15 protein-coding genes are annotated in these 20362 nt (G+C 64.8%); 5 read left to right on the forward strand and 10 right to left on the reverse strand.

Features of this window, described 5'->3' with window-relative positions; genetic code table 11:
- Positions 1 to 42 precede the first annotated feature (42 nt).
- The 9 genes from QCE88_RS36230 to QCE88_RS36270 form a co-directional block, all read right to left on the reverse strand.
- Positions 43 to 1353, reverse strand: coding sequence for a sigma-54 dependent transcriptional regulator (locus QCE88_RS36230; protein WP_309910383.1), 1311 nt, complete (start codon positions 1351 to 1353; stop codon positions 43 to 45).
- Entirely contained in the window at positions 1350 to 4409 is a 3060-nt protein-coding gene (locus QCE88_RS36235; RefSeq protein WP_309910384.1) for a peptidase domain-containing ABC transporter, read from the reverse strand. The genes QCE88_RS36230 and QCE88_RS36235 overlap by 4 nt, the downstream gene beginning before the upstream one ends.
- Positions 4410 to 4453: 44 nt before the next feature.
- Positions 4454 to 5206, reverse strand: a complete 753-nt coding sequence (locus tag QCE88_RS36240) for a peptidylprolyl isomerase (RefSeq protein ID WP_309910386.1) — start codon at positions 5204 to 5206, stop codon at positions 4454 to 4456.
- Positions 5207 to 5258: 52 nt separating this feature from the next.
- Positions 5259 to 6632 carry an HlyD family efflux transporter periplasmic adaptor subunit gene (locus tag QCE88_RS36245; RefSeq protein WP_309910387.1) on the reverse strand — a complete coding sequence of 458 codons (1374 nt, stop codon included), beginning with the start codon at positions 6630 to 6632 and terminating at the stop codon, positions 5259 to 5261.
- The gene (locus QCE88_RS36250; protein ID WP_309911029.1) at positions 6610 to 9171 is read right to left on the reverse strand and encodes an FHA domain-containing protein; all 2562 of its coding nucleotides are present in this window, start codon (positions 9169 to 9171) and stop codon (positions 6610 to 6612) included. The genes QCE88_RS36245 and QCE88_RS36250 overlap by 23 nt, the downstream gene beginning before the upstream one ends.
- Positions 9172 to 9426: 255 nt before the next feature.
- Positions 9427 to 10875: an efflux transporter outer membrane subunit gene (locus QCE88_RS36255; protein ID WP_309910388.1), complete on the reverse strand. Its 1449-nt coding sequence runs from the start codon at positions 10873 to 10875 to the stop codon at positions 9427 to 9429.
- A 288-nt stretch (positions 10876 to 11163) separates the two neighbouring features.
- The gene (locus QCE88_RS36260) at positions 11164 to 11466 is read right to left on the reverse strand and encodes a hypothetical protein (RefSeq protein WP_309910389.1); all 303 of its coding nucleotides are present in this window, start codon (positions 11464 to 11466) and stop codon (positions 11164 to 11166) included.
- 315 nt (positions 11467 to 11781) lie between these two features.
- Complete coding sequence (locus QCE88_RS36265; RefSeq protein WP_309910390.1) at positions 11782 to 12243, reverse strand: DUF4399 domain-containing protein; 462 nt, start codon at positions 12241 to 12243, stop codon at positions 11782 to 11784.
- Positions 12244 to 12264: 21 nt separating this feature from the next.
- Complete coding sequence (locus QCE88_RS36270; protein ID WP_309820281.1) at positions 12265 to 12705, reverse strand: DUF4399 domain-containing protein; 441 nt, start codon at positions 12703 to 12705, stop codon at positions 12265 to 12267.
- Positions 12706 to 13078: 373 nt separating this feature from the next.
- Here QCE88_RS36270 and QCE88_RS36275 point away from each other — a divergent pair, with 373 nt between their 5' ends.
- Entirely contained in the window at positions 13079 to 15031 is a 1953-nt protein-coding gene (locus tag QCE88_RS36275) for an SUMF1/EgtB/PvdO family nonheme iron enzyme (protein WP_409018278.1), read from the forward strand.
- A gap of 93 nt (positions 15032 to 15124) precedes the next feature.
- Here QCE88_RS36275 and QCE88_RS36280 read toward each other — a convergent pair whose 3' ends face one another.
- Positions 15125 to 15574 (reverse strand): hypothetical protein, encoded by a 450-nt coding sequence (locus QCE88_RS36280; protein ID WP_309910394.1) that lies wholly within the window; start codon positions 15572 to 15574, stop codon positions 15125 to 15127.
- A gap of 166 nt (positions 15575 to 15740) precedes the next feature.
- Here QCE88_RS36280 and QCE88_RS36285 point away from each other — a divergent pair, with 166 nt between their 5' ends.
- The 4 genes from QCE88_RS36285 (at position 15741) to QCE88_RS36300 (ending at position 20352) form a co-directional block, all read left to right on the forward strand.
- Entirely contained in the window at positions 15741 to 16895 is a 1155-nt protein-coding gene (locus tag QCE88_RS36285; RefSeq protein ID WP_309910395.1) for an HPP family protein, read from the forward strand.
- 27 nt (positions 16896 to 16922) lie between these two features.
- Entirely contained in the window at positions 16923 to 17333 is a 411-nt protein-coding gene (locus tag QCE88_RS36290) for a MarR family transcriptional regulator (protein ID WP_309910396.1), read from the forward strand.
- A 27-nt stretch (positions 17334 to 17360) separates the two neighbouring features.
- Positions 17361 to 19142, forward strand: coding sequence for a chloride channel protein (locus QCE88_RS36295; protein ID WP_309910398.1), 1782 nt, complete (start codon positions 17361 to 17363; stop codon positions 19140 to 19142).
- A 298-nt stretch (positions 19143 to 19440) separates the two neighbouring features.
- Positions 19441 to 20352 (forward strand): aldo/keto reductase, encoded by a 912-nt coding sequence (locus QCE88_RS36300; RefSeq protein ID WP_309910400.1) that lies wholly within the window; start codon positions 19441 to 19443, stop codon positions 20350 to 20352.
- Positions 20353 to 20362 lie beyond the last annotated feature (10 nt).

A 20362-nucleotide genomic window follows, 5' to 3' on the forward strand; every position in this document is an offset into this window, starting at 1 on the left:
ACGAAGTCAACACGCAAGCTGAGAGCACATCATGCGCGTCCTTCACCCCTCCGCCTCCCGGCTCTTCTGCGCCGCCAGCCGAAACTCCTTCGAATGCAGCCCATGCTTCTTCAACAGCATCTGCAGGTGCGAGCGGTTCATCTCATAGCGCCGCGCCAGTTCCGCCACCGTCCCGCCGGTCTCCTTGAGACCGCGTTCGAGAAACGCGCGCTCGGCTTCATCGCTTGCCACGCGTTTCGCCTCCGCGAGCGAGCTTGCCGTCACGATGCCGTTGCCGTTCGCCGAGGCATCGTTCATGGCCAGCGAGAGCGACGACTTCGGCCGGATATCCACCGGCAGATGCTCGAGGTCCGCCAGGTCCGTGGCCAGGCACGTCAGCCGATACACCACGTTGCGCAGCTCGCGGATGTTGCCGGGGTAATCGTAGTTGCGCAGGAAATCGCGCAGCCGTGGAGACATGCGCACCGGCCGGCGCTTGAGCGTGGCCGCCGCTTCATCGCCGAAGTACTGCAACAGCAGGGCAATCTCGTCGCGCCGTTCGCGCAACGCGGGCAAGGTCAGGTGAATCACACTGAGACGGTAGAACAGGTCTTCGCGAAAACGCCCTTCGTCGCAGAACTGTCGCAGGTTGCGATTGGTCGCCGCGACGATGCGCGTATCCACCGCAATGGGTTCGTCCGATCCCACGCGCTGGATTTCATGTGCCTCCAGCACGCGCAGCAGCTTGACCTGCCCCGTCAGCGGCAACTCGCCGATCTCATCGAGAAAGATGGTGCCGGTATGGGCGCTCTCGAACTTGCCCTTGCGATCGTTGGTCGCGCCGGTGAACGCCCCCTTGCGATGCCCGAACAGTTCCGACTCCAGCAGATTTTCTGGAATCGCGCCGCAGTTGACCGAGATATAGGGCTTGTCGGCGCGCCCGCCGTTCGCGTGGATGACCTTCGCCATCAGTTCCTTGCCGGTGCCGCTCTCGCCGTCGATCAGGACCGGCAGATCCGTGGGCGCGGCCTTTTCGGCGATCTCCAGCGCTTCGAGCAGTTTGGGATTGTCGCCAAACGTCCCTTCGAAGATGAAGCTGCGTTCCAGCAACGCCCGCCGCCGCGCACCCGGCGAAAGATCCCGCTTCGGCTCCGCCGCCGCGGCCTGCACGAAGCGCTCCTTGTGCGACATCTGCATGACTTCGTCGCGCAGGGCGCTCGCCTGCCGCAGCAGCTTTTCGATTTCGGGGCGTTCGAGACGCGAGGTCCAGCGCAATGTCGAGCGCAGGATCTCGATCTTCTCGATCAGTCCCGCATACGAGATCGCCGAGGTCGGCGCGCTGGCTTCGCTTTCCGGTTGGTCGAGTATTTTCATGCTGCGCTCAGTTGCTTCTGCACGAGTTGGTAGTACATGCCTTTTCTCGCGACGAGTTCGTCGTGCCTGCCCTGCTCGACGATGCCGCCTTCGTACAGCACGAGAATCTTGTCGGCACGCATGATGGTGGACAGCCGGTGCGCGATGATGACCGCCGTGCGCCCTTTCAATATCTCCTGCATGTTGCCGAGAATGTTGCTCTCCGATTGCGTGTCGAGCGCGGAGGTCGCTTCATCGAACACCAGCAGGCGCGGGTCGTGATACAGCGCCCGCGCGATGCACAGCCGTTGAATCTGTCCGCCCGAAAGCCCGACGCCGCGCTCGCCCACCACCTGCTCGTAGCCGAGCGGCATCTTCACGATGAACGCATGGGCATCGGCCATCTTCGCGACTTCCTCGATGCGCCGGCGGTCCGGCGCTTCATCGCCGCTCGCGATGTTGTCGGCAATCGTTCCCGAGAACAGCAGGTTGCTCTGCATCACATAGCCGATCTGCGCCCGATAGAAACCCTTGTCGACGACGGTGATGTCGTAGCCGTCCACGGTCATCTTGCCTTCGCTCGGCCCGTAGAAACCGACCAGCAGTTTCGCGAGCGTGGTCTTGCCCGAGCCGCTGCGCCCGACGACCGCAATCAGTTCGCCCGGCTTGATGTCGAAGCTGATGTTCTCGAGCACGTAGGGCGTTTCGCCGTCGCCATAACGGAAGTACACGCCCTTGAAGCTGATGTCGCCCTGAAGATCGGGCAGCATCACGCGCTGCTGCATGTCCTCCGGTTTCTGCTCCGGTTCGATGTCGAGCACATCGCCCAGCCGCTCCATGGCGACGCCTGCGTCGTTGAGCAGGCTCCACAGGTTGATGAGGCCCATCAGCGGCGCGAGCACGCTGCCCATGTACGCGTTGAACGCGATCAACTGGCCGATGGTCAGCTCCCGCGCCAGCACCAGATTCGCGCCCACCCACAGCACGCCGATGGTCGTCGCCGCGTTCAGCAACTGGCTGCACAGGCCCACCGCGATATTGAAACGCTGCGACTTGTACTGCACTTCCAGCGATTTTGCGTACTTTTTCTCCCACTTGAGCCGCACCGCGCGCTCGATGCCCATGCCCTTCACGGTCTCGACGCCGCCGAGCGCTTCCATCAGATAGGAACGCGCGTCCGTGCCCGCCGAGAAGCTCTCGCGCGCGTTCTGCTTGATGCGCGGCGTGGCCAGCACGGTCAGCGCCGTCATCGGGATCACGAAGGCGATCAGCAACAGGGTCAGCTTCACGTTGTAGAGGAACATGATCGTGAAGTAGATGAAGATCATCAGCAGGTTCAGCACGGTCGTGACCGTGGATTCCGTGAGGAACGCGCGGATGGTCAGGTTCTCCTGGAAGCGCGCGAACACGTCGCCGGTCTTGCGCTTGGCGAAGAAACCGAAGGGCAGCGAGAACGTGTGCTTGAAGAACTGCGACATCATCGCGAAGTCCATGTTGCGCACCATGAAGTTCGCGAGATAGGCGCGGATGGTGGACATCAGTTGCGTGAACAGACTGGAGATGATGAGCCCGGCAACCAGCACATGCAGCAGCCCGACGTTCTGATGCACGATCACGCCGTCGAGGATGTTCTGAATGATGAGCGGCGGGATCACGCCCAGCACCTGGATTACGAAGGTCGCGAGAAACAGGTGCAGCAGGATCTTCTTGTAGGGCTTCAGATAGCCGACGAAGCGCAGCCACGGCGAACGCGACACGGCTTTCTGCGCGAGATCCTGTCCCGGCGTGAAGAGCAGGCAGGTGCCGCTCCAGCCGCGCTCGAACTCGCCGACGGTCATCTTCCTGAAGCCGAGCGCCGGGTCCGCGACCCACACGTTGTCCTTCGAGACTCCGTAGATGATGATGTAGTGATAACCCTCCCAGTGCGCGATGAACGGCATCTCGAAGCCGCGCAGCGACTCGAACGTGCATTGCACGCCGCGCGCGGTGAAGCCGAGCGATTCCCCGGCGCGCGCGAGCGAATCGAGCGTCGCGCCGGAGGTCGTCACGTTGGCGAGTTCGCGCAGCTTGCCGAGCGTCATGTTGATGCCGTAGTGACGGCAGATCATCGCGAGGCACGCCGCGCCGCAATCCATCTCCTCGGCCTGTTCCACCCACGCGAAGCGCTTGAGCACGCGTTCGCCCATTTCGGGCCGCGTGTGCAGGTCGAGCATCGCGGGCAGACGGCGGCGCTCGGCCATCTTCTTCTGCCGCTGCATTTCGCGTTCGGTGAAGCGGATGCGTTCCTCCAGCACCTCGCGCAGCTTCACATTGCGCTCGATGATGAAATGCACGGTCTTCTCGGGAATCACGAGCAGTCGGGTATCCGTGCTCGCAATGGCCGAAGCCATCTGCTCCTGGCGCATCACGCAGGCTTTCTCGCCGAAGATCTCGCCGGGACCGAGCGTAGCGAGCACATGCTGCTGGCCGCCTTCTTCGCGCACGATGCGCACTTCGCCTTGCCGCACCACATAGAGCCGACGGTCGTCGCGCGAATCCTGCTTGAGGATTTCCTTGCCTTCGGCCACGCGCTTCACGCCGACACTGCGCACGCATTCCTCCAGCTCGGCCTTGTTGAGCTTGGTGCGCAGATCGAAGAGCTTGGCGACGAACCCGCCCGCCGAATTGATCGCGACATAGCTCGTGACGAAGGCCAGCGCGGCCGGATTCCTTGCGATGACGACTTCGATCGCCGCGCGCGGAATGAACAGCAACTCGGTCTTGCCCGACGAGCGCACCGACGATTCATGGCGGTAGTCGCGCAGCATCGCGATATCGGCGAAGGTCTCGCGCTCCTTCCTGACCCCCATGCTGATTTCCTTGCCATGCTCCTCGGTAAAGATGCGCACCGAGCCCGCCTTGACGATATAGAGGCCGTTGGCGGCATCGCCGGCGTTGCACACGGTCTCGCCAAAGCCGAAGCGGCGCGAGACCGCCTGGGCGGCGAGTTCGTCGATCTCTTCACGAGAAAAGGGCGAGAGTATCTCCACCGACGAGAGGAACTCGGCGGGTGAATCGAGGCTCGATGGCGCGTCCATGTCGTGTCGCTTGCTCGGTGGGCTTGGGTGAGCTTCAGTGGGCTTCAGCGCGCTTCGATCACATGTTCCTGCGCCCGCAGCGACATCCATTCCTCGCGCAGCATGCGGCGGATTTCAGCGGTCACGTCGTCGTCGAGCTGCGCGGAATATTTGGCTGTCACCGCGAAGATTTCATATGACGTGCCGTCCGCGGAAACGAACGGTCCAAGGAGATCGCCGACTTCGGCGTTGAACACCTTCGCCTCGATTTCCGGCTTCAACTGTCCGCGCATCACCCGGCCGACGCGTCCGCCTTCGTCGCGCGTATCGGCCAGCGAATGCTCGCGCGCCATTTCGGCGAAGCTGTCGGGGTCGTCGTTGAGATAGGAAATCATTTCCTTCGCGCTGCCTTCGGTATCCAGCAGGATGTGACTCACTTCGATGCTGTCGAAGCGCGGCGAGTTCAGCTGAAAATACTCCTCGACCTCACGCTCGGTGCCCACGCGGTCCAGCATCTTTTCCTGATACAGCGAGTCCGTGATGAACACCTCGAACTCGTCGAGGCTCACGTGCAGCGCATCGAGATAATTGTTCATGTCCGCCGCGCGATGCAGTCCGCGAATGCGGCGGAACTGGTCGGCGCGGTTCTGGATTTCTTCGTCGCTGACTTCCACGCCGGTCTTGCGCGCGGCGCGCACCGTCAGCTTGTCGCGCACGAGTTGCTCGATGAGGCCGTCGAACTGGCCGCTCAGCTTCAATGACCTGAGAAACTCGCCGACATCGACCACTTCGTCGTCGATACGCACAATCGCCGTCATGTTCTTCTCCGTCTGGATGTGTGTCGATCTGGTGATGAGCCTGCCCCTGCACCTACCCCGCCACGTTGCGGAACGGATCGAGCCCGAGGTCGATCAGACGCCGCTCGCGCACGACAATCTCCGCGCTCGCTGTCATGCCATAGCGCAGCGGATAACGCGTATCCGCCACCTGGTAATAATCGCGATCGAGCGTCACGCGTCCTTCGTAGACCGGCTGCTTGGTCGTCGGACTCGGCTTGGTCGCGGGCGAGATGAACGCGAGCGTCCCGTCGATCACCCCGTAACGCTGGTACGGAAACGCATTGAACTTGAGCTTCACGCGCTGTCCTTCACGCAGGAAGGCCCGGTCGTGTTCCGCGATCTCGATCTTCAGCACCGGCTTGGCATTCGCGGGCGCAATGCCGCCTATCGGCGTGTTCGCCTGGATCTTGTCGCCGGGCTGGGTGGACGTAACATCGGTGATGACGCCCGACACCGGCGCAAGAATCAACAGGAAATTGTCCTTGTCGATGTTCTCGAACTTGATGCGCGCGGCGGCGTCCGCCACCAGACGCGCGGTCTGTAGTTGCAGACGCAACTTGTCTTCGGTGCTCGCGACCTCGCGCATCGCCGCCTCATACTGAAGCCGCAGGCTGGTCGCTTCCTGACCGCTGGTTTCCAGTTGCCGCTTGGCCTGGGTGAAGTCGTGGCTCAGACGAAAGTCGAGTTCCGCGAGCCGCGATTGCTCGACGCGATACGCGCCGTCCGCTTCGAGATACGCATTGCGCTTCTGGTCCACCTGCGTCTGCGCGATGCCGCCGCCGCCCGGCAGCGCGAACAGACGCTGGAAGCGGTCGAGCTCGACCTTGGCCGCATCGCGGGCGCGGCGCGCGTTCTCCAGCGTGCTGCGCGCTTCCTGCAACTGCGCCTTCTGGCCTTCCGCGAGCTTGCTCGTGCCTTCGGACACCCGCTGCTGATGCTGATGTTCCTCGACGTCCATCTGATCCTTGAGCGCGGCGATCCGCCGCTCCATCAGCAGCTTCTTTTCCGGGAACTGCTTCCACTCGCGCTCGGCATCGTCGAGCTTCAGTTGTGCTTCGAGCGCGTTGGAGGCCGCCTCGATCGCGCCCCGGGCATTGAGCCGTGCGATCACGTCGTCCTTGCGCACCGGCTGGCCTTCCGCGATGTACAGATCGGCGAGTTCGCCGTCGATGGGCGCGTAGAAGCGCCGCACCTCCGATTCCGGCGCGAGCGTGCCCTGCGCCGACACCATCACGTCCGCATGGCCGACGAAGGACCAGATCAGCCCGGAGCCGATCAGCGCGACCATCGCGAAGACCAGCGCCTGGGTGAACCTGAGCGGCTCCGCGGTGAGGATCGAGATGCCTTCCACGCCGTGATCGCCGAGCGCTTCAGACAAGGGCTTAAGGTGTGCGTCTCGCTTCACTGGTTGCGCCTCCGCTGGGGTTCGCCGTGGCACCTTGTGTGGCGCCGATCAGTCCAAGCTTGGTATTCAGCAGCCCGGGTTCGAGCACCATGCGCAGATCCTGCAACGAGCGGCGCTGCAAGTTCGCTTCGGTGTCGATCTCCCGTGCCAGCGAGGTCCACTTCGCGCTCGCGCCGTCGGCCTTGACCTGCCTGAAGATGCGCATGCCGCGTGTGGCGGCGTCTTCCGCATCGGACAGCAGCTTCGCCTGTGCGCGGAACGTGTCGGACACACTTGCTTCCAGCCGCTGCGATCCGCCAATGCCGCCGTTCGTCCGATACTGCTGCCACGACGTCTGTGCCTGCGCCATCAGCGACTGTGCGCGGGCCGTCGCGCGATCCTTGAGCGAGGCCACTTCCGGCGCGACGGTCTTCACGTAGTACGCGTCGCTGTCGAAGTCGAGGGTTTCGTAGAACGAGAGCAACGCCTCTTCATAGTTCTTCGTGCCACGCGCCTTCTGTACATCGGCGAACTGCGCGGCCACGGACTTCTTGTGCGCCAGTTCCTTCTGCACGGTCGCGGACCACGCGCCCTGCGGCAACTGTTGCAGCGCGTCGATTGCCTGGGCGCTCCTGCCCTCGTTCCATGCGTCCGCGACGCCGGCGTACTGCGTCAACACCGCCTGTGGCGGCAACTGACTCGCGCTCATCTGACGCAACTTGTCCTGAAACGGCGGCGTCGAGAACTTCGCCTTCGTCAACGCGGCCGCGAGCGGCGCGAGACTCGCGCCGTTCAGGCCGCGACGCACGGCGCCAAAGGCATCGAGATCGGCGCGCACGCGATCGAGGCCCGCAAGGCGCGGATACTTCTCCGCATAGTCCTTGAGCGTCGCGTCGATGGCATCGAGATCGTCCTGGCCGAGACTCTTCACGATGCTCGCGTCCAGCCGGTCGATGGCCGAGAGATACACGGAGTCGTCGCTTTGCAGCTTGCGCAAGTGACTGAGCGCCAGTCCATACGGATCGCGGAACTCCGGCACATAGCCCGCGATGCGGTCCAGGTCGCGCTGATGTCCGGTTGCATCGGCATCCCAGTGCTTCAGGATCGCGTCGATGCGCGGTTCGTCGGCATAGATGCGGATGGGCGCATCGGCGCCGCCGCGGCCCATCACGAACGCTTCGAGCCGGCCGATCCAGGCCAGTTCGTCGAGCAGCGAACGCACGTCCGCATTGTGTTCGCCGAGCGTCCCCATCTGCGCGATGAGCGCGTCCGCGCCTTTGAAATCGCCTTGCTTCAGCGCGGCGAGCCAGCGCGGCACGTTCGACTTGAGCACGGCCTCCGTGTTGATCGCCGCGACATGCTGGTCCTGTGGATGGCTCTTCAGATACGTGTCCGTTGCGCCGGCCGCGGCGCCATAGTCGCCGTCCGCCATCAGCGACCTGACGTGCCGCTCGGACGAGCCGCTATAGAACAACGCCGCGCCGCCCGCGACCAGCACCGCCAGTACGCCTGCCGCCACCATGCGCGTGCGCCGCGACGTGGGACCGTCATCGCTGGCAAGCGTCCGGCGCAGTTCCCCGACAAACAGCGCAGCCTTGCTCCGTTTCGCCTGATGTGTGTCCGGGCGCTTCTCTTCAGCGACGCCGGGCTGCGCGTCCTCGTTGATCTCGTCTTCACGGGCGGCTGCCTGGTCCACGCAGAAGATGTCGAGAAACGAATGCGCCGAGCCGACGAAGGTCGTCTTGTCGCTGTCGAACGCTTCTTCCGGGGCTGCCTGTGCCTGTGGGCGCTTCGGCAGGACGATTTCCGTCAGGGTCGATTCGCCTTCGTCGCCATGCAGGCGCACCGTGTAGGCGAAGTGGGAGCCGCCGAACGCGACACTGTCGCCGTCCTTCAGTTCGAGCGCCGACGCGCCGAGCCGCTCACCGTTGACGAAGGTGCCGTTGGTGCTGCCAAGATCCTCGACGAACGGCGCGCCGCTCTTGATGAATACATGTGCGTGCCGCCGCGACACATAGTTCACCTGATGCGGATAGCGCTCGCGAAAACGCGCGAAGTTGTCGTCTGTCTTGCTGACAAGAAACGGAAACTGCACCAGTTCGATGATCTGCAAACCGAGGTCGTCGCGCTGCGGCACGAGCGTGACGCCGACCGGTTTCGCCAGGCCCGCCCCTCGTGCGCGCGGCGCGAACTGCACGCGATACGACAACCGGCTGCCGAATGAAACGACGTCGCCGCTGTGTACTCGCGCGGGCGTTTCGCGCACGGGCGTGCCGTTGACGGCGGTGCCGTTCTTGCTGTCGAGATCGGCGATATAAACGAATCCGTGTTCGATGAAAATGCGCGCGTGACGCCGCGACAACTGTGCGACGGCTTCAGGCGGGCTCGCGTCGAACGGCGCTTCGGCGCGTCCGATCGGGAACAGGTTTTCGTCGATGCGGATTTCCGTCAGATGATCGGCGTCGCTGCCGAGCTCCGGATTCGGCAGCGGTTTCAGGATGACATCGAACGCCTCGCCGACATTCGGCGGCGCTTCCGCGACGGGATAGCCTTGAGCCATGTCCATGTCACACGCTGCGTCCAGCCGCTGCGGCCGACGCGTTATGGGAACGCCCGTCGACGCCGGGTACATGGACAAGTTGGGCCGCACCGGACGCCATGACAGCGGGTTCCGGCGGCTGTTGAAAGTGTAAGTCACGCATCGTCGTAGTCAATCGTGCGGCACCGGTGTAATTGATCATGAGCGGTCGTGAGCAATCCTGCATGGATTACTTCATATGAAATGTCGCCAAGGGCATGAAGCCCGGAGGGATGCTTACTTCATCGCGTCCTTGCTGGCACTCTGCACATCGACCGTCGGCCAGCCGCCGCCCAGCGCCTTGTAGAGCGTCACCGTATCCGACAGGATCTGCTGATGATTCGCCAGCAAGGCCAGCTGCGCGGCCAGCAACGTACGTTCGGTCTCGAACACCTGCAGCTGCGAGATGACGCCTTCCTTCAGCTGTGCGTCGATCTGCGCGGCCACGATCGTCAACTGATCCACTTCCTGCTGAAGTTCGCCACGCTGCTTCATGTGCGAATCGAGATTGACGAGCGCGTTCTCCACTTCCTCGAACGCGCCCATCACCGTGCTTCGATACTGTTGTTCGAACACCGTGCTCTGCGCTTCGGTGGTCTTCACGTGGGCACGCACGCTCGGGTCCAGCAACGGGATGTTGATGCTCGGCAAAAAGCTGAAGGTGAAGGTCTTGAGCAGATCGGTGAGCGCGAAGCTCGCCGTGCCGCCACGTCCCGTCAGACTGATGGTCGGCAGTTGCGCGAGTTTCGCCTGGCCGACGAGGTCGTACGCTTCCAGCACGCGGTATTCGGCTGCGATCAGATCGGGACGCCGCGACAGCAGCTGCGACGGCAGCCCCGACGGCACCGGCGGCGCCTTGACGCGTTTCTGGAGCTGGCCTTCGGGCACCTTGAAATTGCCCGCCGGCACGCCGATCAATGTGGCGAGCGCGTTGTCGCCGAGATCGCGCGAGCGTTTGATTTCCAGCAGATCGCGTGTCAGCCGGTTGAGTTCGGCACGCTGCGTCAAGACCTGCGTATGCGGCACGAGGCCGTTCTTCTCCATGCCTTCGAAGATCGTCAGGATCTGCTGATTGGTCCCGATGGTTTTCTTCTGCTGATCGATCTGGTCGTCGAACTGGAGGATCTGGAAGTAGGTGGTCGAAACGGAGGAGACCAGTTCGAGATAGCCTGCGCGCCAGTCGGCCTCGGTGGCGCGGAATTCCGCCTTCTGCGCCTGCACGCCCTTTTCCACCGCGCCCCAGATGTCGATATCCCAGTTCACCTGCGTGGCGACGTTGTAGGTCTTCGAGAACTTCTGGCCGGTGGTCTTTTCGAAGGCCGCGCCCGCGCCGAGGTCCATCGAAGGCAAGGCGCCCGCGCGCGCTTCGCCGATCTGCGCGCCCGCTACCTGAATGCGCGCCGCGAGCACCTTGATGTCGATGTTGCCATTGATGGCCTTCTCCACCAGCGAATCGAGATACGGATCCTGGAACTGCTTCCACCAGTCGGGCTGGATGGTGTCGGACGCGGCGACGGCCGGTGCGTCGATCTTGCTGAACGCGGTTTTCTCGGGTGTGTCGGGGCGCTGATAGGTCGGCACTTTCACGTCGATGCAACCGGACAGGAGCGCGGCGGCGCACAGCCCGGCGGCCGTCGACAAGCGACGAACCGAGCGCACGCGCAACGATGGCAACAAGGCTTGCACGATCTCACTCCCGGTGAACGCGCACCGACGGTCGGATGAACAGGTGAGAAGCGCGGCGCCGACCGCGAGTGACGTCATTCAGTCAATCAAGTAGATCACACGGCGCACCGCGACTCCATACGGGTTATGTCACATGGCGCGCGCGTGTTCTGCGACACGACGCGCGGCCATGACGCCCGCTTGCGGGCGGTGTTACGGCAGAGCTCCCCGTGCCCCGCCTTTCCTGCATTGATGCATTGGTGCATTGGTGCATTACTGCTGCGACTGCTGTTTCATTCCCCGAAACGCTCAGGCGACGTCGCCCGGCACGCCGAAATTGAAGTTGGCGATGTTCTTCGCATCCTGCTTGGGCGCGACGTTCGATTTTGCGGCGAGGCCCTGGGCGAACGCGATGTTGCTGCCGTTCTCGTTGAGCGTCGTCTGGCTCTGGCTGATGAACTGCTGCGGCGTGAGCGACATCGCGAACGCCGAGAGGTCCAGGCCCGGGAAGAAGCCCGAAGCGAGCGAGGCATTGCCGCCGCGTACGGCGTTCATCGCACGGCGATCCAGTTCTTCGCTGACGGGAAGATCCTTGATGGTGAGCTTCGTCATGTCGGTTCCCCTTGGGGTGGGTGGCAGGTTCGAGCGTGGTGTCGGCTCGTACCGGTTAAATGCATGGGTCATGCCAGTCGCGTCAACGCATCTTCGTTTCGTCGCTGGGCCTTGTGCCGTATGACTTGTATCGATACGGCCCGCGCTGCGTTCCACCCTCTTCTGCTGGTCAGAGGCCAACACTTCGGACTCCGGCTGTTGGTCGTTCAACAACATGCTTCACCATCGACAAGACAAACCGCTCCCGCCGCACCGGAACGTGCGCCGCTTCATCGGCCAGGGACGGGAATGGCGCCGCGCTCGGCGGCGCCGGGTTCACTTGACGTAGATCGTGATCTTTCTGGAATAAACCGGCGGGTTATGCGGTATGTGCTTGTCGTCGCCCATCAGGAGCTGGAGCGTGTGCTTGCCCGGTGGAAGCTCGATCAGGGTTTCGGTTTCTCCGGCGCCGTAGTGCAGATGATTGCGGTCAGATGGAATCTCCTGATCCATCGGCGGCAGATCCACGTCGATCAACAAATGATGATGTCCCGTGTTCGGAAACTTGACGCCGCGCGGCGCGACGCCCATGAAGCGCAGGCCGAACCAGACCTTGAACGGCTTGCCCGCCGGCACGGTCTGGCCGTCGTTCGGATAGCCGATGTACGCGTACGCATTGGCCGGTGCGGGCGTCGGCCCGGCGTGTGTGTCCGTGGACGCGACGAGCGCGGCCGTGGTCGCGGTGACAAGCGTGGCTGCCAGCAAGAGAGCGGGCGCGCGAGCGGATCGTTTCTTCATGTCGTATGCCCTCGGCAAGTGTCACGCCTTCACGGTGATGGTGATCTTCTTCGAGTACACGGGCGGGTCGTGCGGAACGTGGTTGTAGTCGCCCATCAGAAGTTGCAGCGTGTGCTTGCCGGGCGGAAGCTCGAGACGCGCATCGGTTTCGCCGGCACCGTAGTGCAGATGGTTGCGGTCCGACGGAATCTCCTGGTCGAGCGGCGGCAGGTCGGTATCGACCAGCAAGTGATGATGGCCGACGTTCGGCATGTCGATACCCTTCGGACACACGCCCATGTTGCGCAAGCCCATCCGCACCCACAGCTTGCCGCCACTGATCACGGCGCCGTCGGGCGGCCAGATGATGTAGGCCTCGGCGTTGGGCGGCGCGGGCGTGCGGGCACGCGCGGCGGGAAACGACGAATCGGCGACGAGTGCAGCAAGGGAAGCCAGGGCGCCCAGCACGGTTCTTCTCAGCATGTTATGCACGCCTCTCGGGTGGAAAGGGCATGGCGGTCAGCCAGGGAATCGCTTCCTGCACGAGCGTACGCACCGGTACGCACAGGCTTGAAGCGCTCGACATCGTCTGCGTTTTTTTTAGATTAGGCCCTAACGTTTAAAAAAGATACGTACGCACGCAGGGCCCCGAATGCCTCATTGCGGAGCCCTCCTTCAAGGGGATGAAGCATCGTATGACTAAGTGCTATCGTTGTTGTTGCTGCACTGGCACGGAAACGCGCTGCGCTTCACGTGACCGGTCCCGGGCGCGGACCTCGCCCGTGCAGTCTTTGCGCAGAAGCGCGCCAGCGGCGCTGCGCCCTACAACTCGAAGCCGGACGCACAGGGTGTGAATATGTGGCGAACTCTTCTCATCGCAAGCATGTTCGTAACGATCGGCGCCACATTCGCGCCCGCACGCGCGGCGTCGTCCAGCGCATCCGCGGCACTGCTCGCGCCGCAACGCGCCGCGCTCGTCATCGGCAATGCGGACTATGACGGGCGTCCGCTGCCAGGCGCCACGCGCGATGCGAACGACATCGGCACGGCACTCGCTTCACTCGGCTTCGACGTCACGCGCCGCGTTGATCTGGACGCCGGCGCCTTGCGACGCGCCATCGACGATTTCGCCAGCCGGCTCGGTCCACGCGACACGGCGCTCGTGTATTTCGCGGGGCACGGTATTCAGGTGGGCGGCGATGCGCTGCTCCTGCCGCTCGATGCGCCTGCGAACGCGCCCGCGCAACTCGTCGACAAGGGCGTGGCCGCGCGGGAGATCGTCGAACGCATGGCGCGCGCGCGACCCGGCGGCGCGAATCTCGTGGTGCTGGACATGTGCCTCTCCGAGCCGTTCGAAAAAACGGCGCCGGCAGTCTGGAACCTGCCGCCGCGCACGCTGGTCGCCTACGCTGCCGCGCCCGGCGAAGAGGCCGGCGAGGGAGCGCGCAATGGCCGTTATACGGCGGCGTTGCTGCACGCGTTCGGCGAGCGGGGCGTGGTATCCGCCGCTACGTTCAATACGGCCGCCGCGCAGGTCGCGAAGCTGTCGCATCAGGCGCAGCAGCCATGGATTGCGTCTTCGCTGGAACAGGGCTTCGCGATTGAAGCGGTATCGGACAGCATGCGTGTTGCCGCTTCAACCGCCACTTATGCCGCCGATTCCGCCACGGACCAAACCGTCCGCACGCGCGGCATTCTTCCCAAGGACAGCAACGAGCAATACGAACTGGCGTTCTGGGATTCGATCAAGGACAGCACCTTCCCGAGCGATTACGAGGCCTACCTGAAGGCCTATCCGAACGGTCGTTTCGCGGCGCTGGCGAAAGCGCGCATCGAACGGCTGCACGCGGCCGGAAGCGCGAAGCCAGCCGCATCGGCGCCTGCTGCACCGCCCACGGCACAACCCACTGCACCGTCCGCGGCCACCGCCACGCCCGCCGCGCCCGCGCCCAAACCCGCGCCTTCCGCTGCCGCCGCAGCCCCTGAGAAGCCGCGTCAGAGTGCATCCACGGCTGCGCCTGCCCCATCCCCCGCGCCCGCCGCGACGGCCGCCGCTGCTGCCGCGTCAGCTCGTCCCGCCGCCAAGACTGCGAGCGGCGAAATCAAGGACTGTCCGGCCTGCCCCGCTCTGATCGCGATCACGCCCGGCAGCTTCACGATGGGCAGCAACAACGACGATCCCGCCGAGAAGCCACCGCACAAGGTATCGATCGGGCATGCGTACGCCATCGGCAAGAACGAAGTGACGGTCGAGCAATGGAACGCCTGTGCCGATGCCGGCGCCTGCACGCGCATCGCACCGGATGGCGAGACGGGCGCCAATACGCCGATGCGCAACGTCAGTTGGGACGATGCGCAGGTGTATGTCAAATGGCTGAGCAAGGTGGGCGGCAAACCGTATCGCCTGCCGACCGAGGCCGAATGGGAATACGCCGCGCGCGGTGGCACGCAGACGGTCTACTGGTGGGGCGACCAGATGAAGAAGGGCAACGCCGACTGCAAGGACTGCGGCGAGCCGTACCGCGCCGATGCGCCGACGCCGGTCGGATCGTTCGCGGCGAACCCCTACGGGCTGCATGACATGAACGGCAGCGTCTGGGAGTGGGTGGCCGATTGCTGGCACAGCTCCTACAAGAACGCCCCCGCCGATGGCCGCGCGTGGGACGAGCCCTCCTGCTCGGTGCGCGTGATCCGCGGCGGATCCTGGCGGGAAGGCGCGAGCTACATGCAGTCCGCGACGCGCTTCAAGTACAGCGCGAGCGTGCGGCAATCGCAGAACGGTTTCCGGGTCGCGCGTGAGATGGAATGAGCGGCGTTCACCGGGCCGCCATTTTGACGATGATGCGCTGCTGCGCAGGCCGCTCGATCTTGCGGAGCAAGCCGCCGCCCCGGAACGGTGAAGTCAATGACTGCGCCGGGAGTCGACACTCCAGCCCGAGCCTTTCTGCAATTCAGATGCGCGGTCGATCCCACGCTCAACGTTGACCGACATCACGACACGCGGCTTCTTGTCCTCGAACATCGGCGTGCCCTCCGGACGTGACTCCGCAAGCTTGTCCACGTTCGACATGCCCGGGTTGTACCCGACATTCCTCTGCGCGGCATTCTGTATCCCGGCCGGCGTATGAGTCCGCAGCACACTGGTTTCGTGCCCGGTCAGCGAACCGTTTTTTGCGACCACGGTTTCGTCGATGTCGCTGACGAACGTCGACGGAATGTCCGTCTGCGCGGCGTGCGCCGACGCGGCACAGACACAGACCCAGACGAGCACACAGGTTCTAAACAGAAGAAAAATCGAGCGGGCCATGTCTGACATCGGCTCATGGTGCAAAGCTTCGAAGGTACAGGACAAAGCCGTGTCCGAACGTGGCCATCCGACGAATTCCCCGTTCGCCAGAAACGGACGTTTTATATCACGTTGAGATATACTTTCGAATTCGACGCACGCTCGCTCTCGCACCTTCCGCCGGCCAGACAGTGTGTAACCCGCTGACTGACTTTTCCGGAACGTCTCACCCGTGTCGCGATTCGCTTTACTCCGCTGGCTGCATGGTTTCCTTCCCGCTCCCGTGACACTGCGCTGGAGCGAGCGCCTGCGCGGCGGTCTGGGCGCGCTGATCGGCATTGCGCTGACGGGCGGCATCGGCCATTTGCTGACGGGCGGCGCCGCCGCCACTCCGTATCTGATTGCACCGATGGGCGCTTCGGCCGTGTTGCTGTTCGCGGTGCCGGCGAGCCCGCTGGCGCAGCCGTGGTCGATCATCGGCGGCAATCTCGTGTCGGCGACGGTCGGCGTGAGTTGCGCGCTGCTGGTCCACGATCCCGTCAATGCCGCCGCCCTCGCCGTCGCGCTCGCCATCTGCGCGATGTTCGCGCTGCGCTGCGTGCATCCGCCGTCGGGCGCGGTCGCGCTGACAGCTGTGCTCGGTGGGCCGTCGGTTCACGCGCTCGGCTACGGCTTTGTGTTCGCGCCGGTGGCGCTCCAGTCGGCGGCGCTACTGGGCGCGGCGATCGTGTTCCACGCGCTGACGGGGCATCGCTATCCGCACGGTCATGCCACGCCAAAACCCGCAGCCGCGCCGCAGGACGCCGCATCGTTCACGCGCGCGGATCTGGAAGCCGTGCTGGCGCGCCGCAGCGAACTGCTCGACGTCGATCCGGACGATCTGGAAACCCTGCTGCGCGAAACCCAGCTGCAGGCCTATGCGCGCCGTTTCACCGAGTTCCGGTGCGCAGACATCATGTCGCGCACGGTCGTTTCGGTGACGCCGCAGACGAGCGCGCTGGAGGCGCTTGCGCTGCTCGGGCGCCATCGCGTGAAGGCGCTGCCGGTGATCGATACCGCGCGCCGCGTCTGCGGCATCGTCACGCGCGCGGATCTTGCGTCCGTGCGGCGCGGCGGAACCCTGCACGACGTGCGCAGCGCGCTCGCGCGGGCCGTACGCGGATCGTCGACGGAGGCGCCGCGCGTCGCCGCCCTGATGACGACCGAGGTCCGCACCGTGACCTCGGACACTGCCATCGCCGAACTGGTGCCGATGTTCGCGCACTTCGGTCATCACCATATTCCGGTGGTCGATGCGCACGACCGGCTCGCCGGCATGATTACCGAAGCCGACCTGATCGCCGGTCTCTACCAGCAGTCATTCACGGCCGAGCGCAAGCAGGCCTGATATCCCCCGTTTTCCCAGACCGTTTCCATGACACGACCACGCACGCTCGCCAAACCGGACTTCGAACAGTTGTCCGAATTCCGTTATCAGATGCGACGCTTTGAACGCTTCTCCGAGCAAGCCGCCCAGGACGAAGGCATCACGCCGTTGCAGTACCTGCTGCTGCTGCACATCAAGGGTTATCCGGGCCGCGCCTGGGCGACGGTCGGCGAACTCGCCGAACGCTTGCAGTCGCACCATCACGGCGTGGTCGCCCTGGTCACGCGCTGCGAAGCGGCCGGCCTCGTGCGGCGCGCGCCGAGCGACACGGACCGTCGCCAGGTGCAGGTGCATCTGGAGGCGCGCGGTGAAGAGGTACTGGCACGCCTCGCCGCGCTGCACCGCGCGGAACTGAAATCGCTGCAGGGCGCGTTCCGCGTGCCGCAAATCGATCTTTGATTAACAAGGACATCGGGAGCACATGTCATGGACCAGCATAAACGCGACTTCTCCGTCAACGACCGCCTGCTCACCATCTGCGGACTGGCCGCTGTCATCGGCGGAATCAGCACCCTCGCGGCGGTCGTGCTGCTCGGGCTGATACATCTCTTCACCAACCTGTTCTTCTTCGGCACGTTCTCGGTGGCGGAACATTCGCCGGCGCTCAACACGCTCGGCCCCTGGGTCATCGGGATTCCCGTGATCGGCGGGCTGATCGTCGGGCTGATGGCGCGCTTCGGCTCGGAGAAGATCCGTGGCCATGGCATCCCCGAAGCCATCGAGGCGATCCTGTTCGGCAAGAGCCGCATGTCACCGAAAGTCGCGATCCTCAAGCCGCTGTCGTCGGGCATCGTGATCGGCAGCGGCGGGCCGTTCGGCGCCGAAGGCCCGATCATCATGACCGGCGGCGCGCTGGGCTCGCTGATCGCGCAGTGCATTGACGTGACCGCCGCCGAGCGCAAGACGCTGCTGGTCGCGGGCGCGGCCGCCGGCATGACCGCCGTGTTCGGCACGCCGGTCGCGGCCGTGCTGCTGGCGGTCGAACTGCTGTTGTTCGAATGGCGGCCGCGCAGCTTCCTGCCGGTCGCGCTCGCGTGCGCGGTCGCGGGTTTCGCGCGCGCCGCGGTGTTCGGCACCGGCGCGCTGTTTCCGCTGGAGACCGCGCCGCCGCAGATGATGTCGCTGCTCTCCTGTCTCGTTGCCGGCCTGCTCTCGGGCGCGCTGGCTTCGGGCTTGTCGGCGTCGCTGTACAAGCTCGAAGACCTGTTCCACAAGCTCCCCGTGCACTGGATGTGGTGGCCCGCGCTCGGCGCGGTGTTCGTCGGCATCGGCGGCTATATCGAACCGCGCGCGCTCGGCGTCGGCTATGACGTGATCGGCGACCTGCTGCATCAGCACATTGCTGTCCAGGTGGCGTTGTCCATCCTCGCGGTGAAGGCGATCATCTGGGTCGTTGCGCTCGCGTCAGGCACCTCGGGCGGCGTGCTCGCGCCACTGCTGATGCTCGGCGCCGGCCTCGGCACGGCGCTCGGCGCGGTCCTGCCCGGACACGACGCGGCGCTCTGGCCGCTGGTGTGCATGGCCGCGACGCTCGGCGCCACGCTGGGCGCGCCGCTGACCGCCATCGTGTTCGCCTTCGGCCTCACGCACGACGCCAATGCGCTCTTGCCGCTGCTCGCGGCCACTCTGGTCGCGCACGGCTTCGCCACCGTCGTCATGAAGCGCTCGATCATGACCGAGAAGATTGCCCGGCGCGGCTATCACATCTACCGCGAATACGGCGTGGACCCGCTCGAGCGGCATCACGTCGAGGAAGTGATGACGCGCGATGCCCAGACCATCGACGCCGGCATGCCGCTCGCCGACGTCCTCGCGAAACACTTCGGCGCGCAGCAGATGCACCGGGCGTATCCGGTGCTGCGCGACGGCGCGCTCGCCGGCATGCTCGACCGGGCGCTGCTGGGCACGTTGATCGGCGCGTCGTCGGTGCAGGACGCGGGCGTCAGCGTCGGCGAGGCACTGCGCCGCGCCGGCCATGCGGCGCCGGTTTTTGCGCTGCCGGGCGAACCGTGCCGTCTCGCGGCCACGCGTCTTGCCGTGCATGAACTGGAACGTCTGCCGGTGGTCGCGGATGCGGCTTCGTTGCGGCTGGTGGGTATCGTCGCGCGCAGCGATCTCGTGAAACCGGCGCGCGCGCACTTCGATGAGGAACATCGGCGGGAACGGTTCAGAGGCTTCCGGCGCGCGCCCGCGTTGCGGAAACATTGAGGCGGCGTGGACTTTCTTGCGGGATCGCCGCGCGCGGTGATCTCGTGAAAGCGGCGCGCGCGCACTTCGACGAGGAACATCGGCGGGAACGGTTCATCGGCTTCCAACACGCGCCCGCGTTGCGGAAACACTGAGCCGGCGCGGAACTTTCTTGCGGGATCGTGTTTCCGAAAGCAGTCGTCCACGCTTTCGCAGGAGCATAGGAAATGGCCGCTTTACCGTGTGCGTCGCCGCGTGCTTCTTCGTACTCTTTTCCGTCTGCTTCCTCACGCGAGATCCCGACGCGCGTGCTGCCGTCATGACCACGCGCCGCGCCTTTCTCCACTGGACAGCCGCTGCGGCACTCATTGCGCAAGCCGGGCGCGCCACTCGAGCCGCCGAGACGCCACCCATGCTCAAGCGCCCGATTCCCTCGACCGGCGAGCCGCTGCCGATCGTCGGCTGCGGCACCTGGCGCACCTTCGACGCCGGCACGGACGCCGCCCGCCGCCGCGAACTCGCCGACGTATTGAGCGCGCTGTTCGCAGCGGGCGGCTCGGTGATCGATTCCTCGCCGATGTACGGCTCCTCCGAAGAGGTCGCCGGCGCGTTGCTGGCCGAAGCCCACACGCGCGAGCGCGCCTTCATCGCGACCAAGGTCTGGACTGAAGGCCGCGCAGCGGGCATCGCGCAGATGGAGCAGTCGTTGCGCTATTGGCAGACGGATCGCATCGATCTGATGCAGATCCACAATCTGCTCGACTGGCGCACCCAGCTCGCGACGCTGCGCGAATGGAAGGCCGCCGGCAAGGTGCGCTACGTGGGCGTCACGCATTACACCGCCAGCGCGTTTCCGCAGGTGGAAGCGGTGCTGCGCTCGGAGCGCGTGGACTTCGTGCAGATCAACTACGCCGCCAATGATCGCGACGCTGAAGCGCGCCTGCTGCCGCTCGCGGCGGAACGCGGTGTCGCGGTGATCGTGAACCAGCCGTTCGGCGGCGGCTCGCTGCTGGCCAGTCTGCGCGGCCGGCCGCTGCCGGACTTCGCGCGCGAACTCGGCTGCGCTTCGTGGGCACAGCTTCTGCTCAAATTCGTGCTGGGCAACCCCGCCGTGACCTGCGTGATTCCCGGCACCGGCAAGCGCGACTACATGATCGACAACGCACGCGCGGGCAACGGCCACTTTCCGGACGCGGCGATGCGACAGCGCATCGCTGCTGCCGTCGCATAAGGAGCCGATC

It is taken from the genome of Caballeronia sp. LZ035, from assembly GCF_031451175.1.
Taxonomy (GTDB): domain Bacteria; phylum Pseudomonadota; class Gammaproteobacteria; order Burkholderiales; family Burkholderiaceae; genus Caballeronia.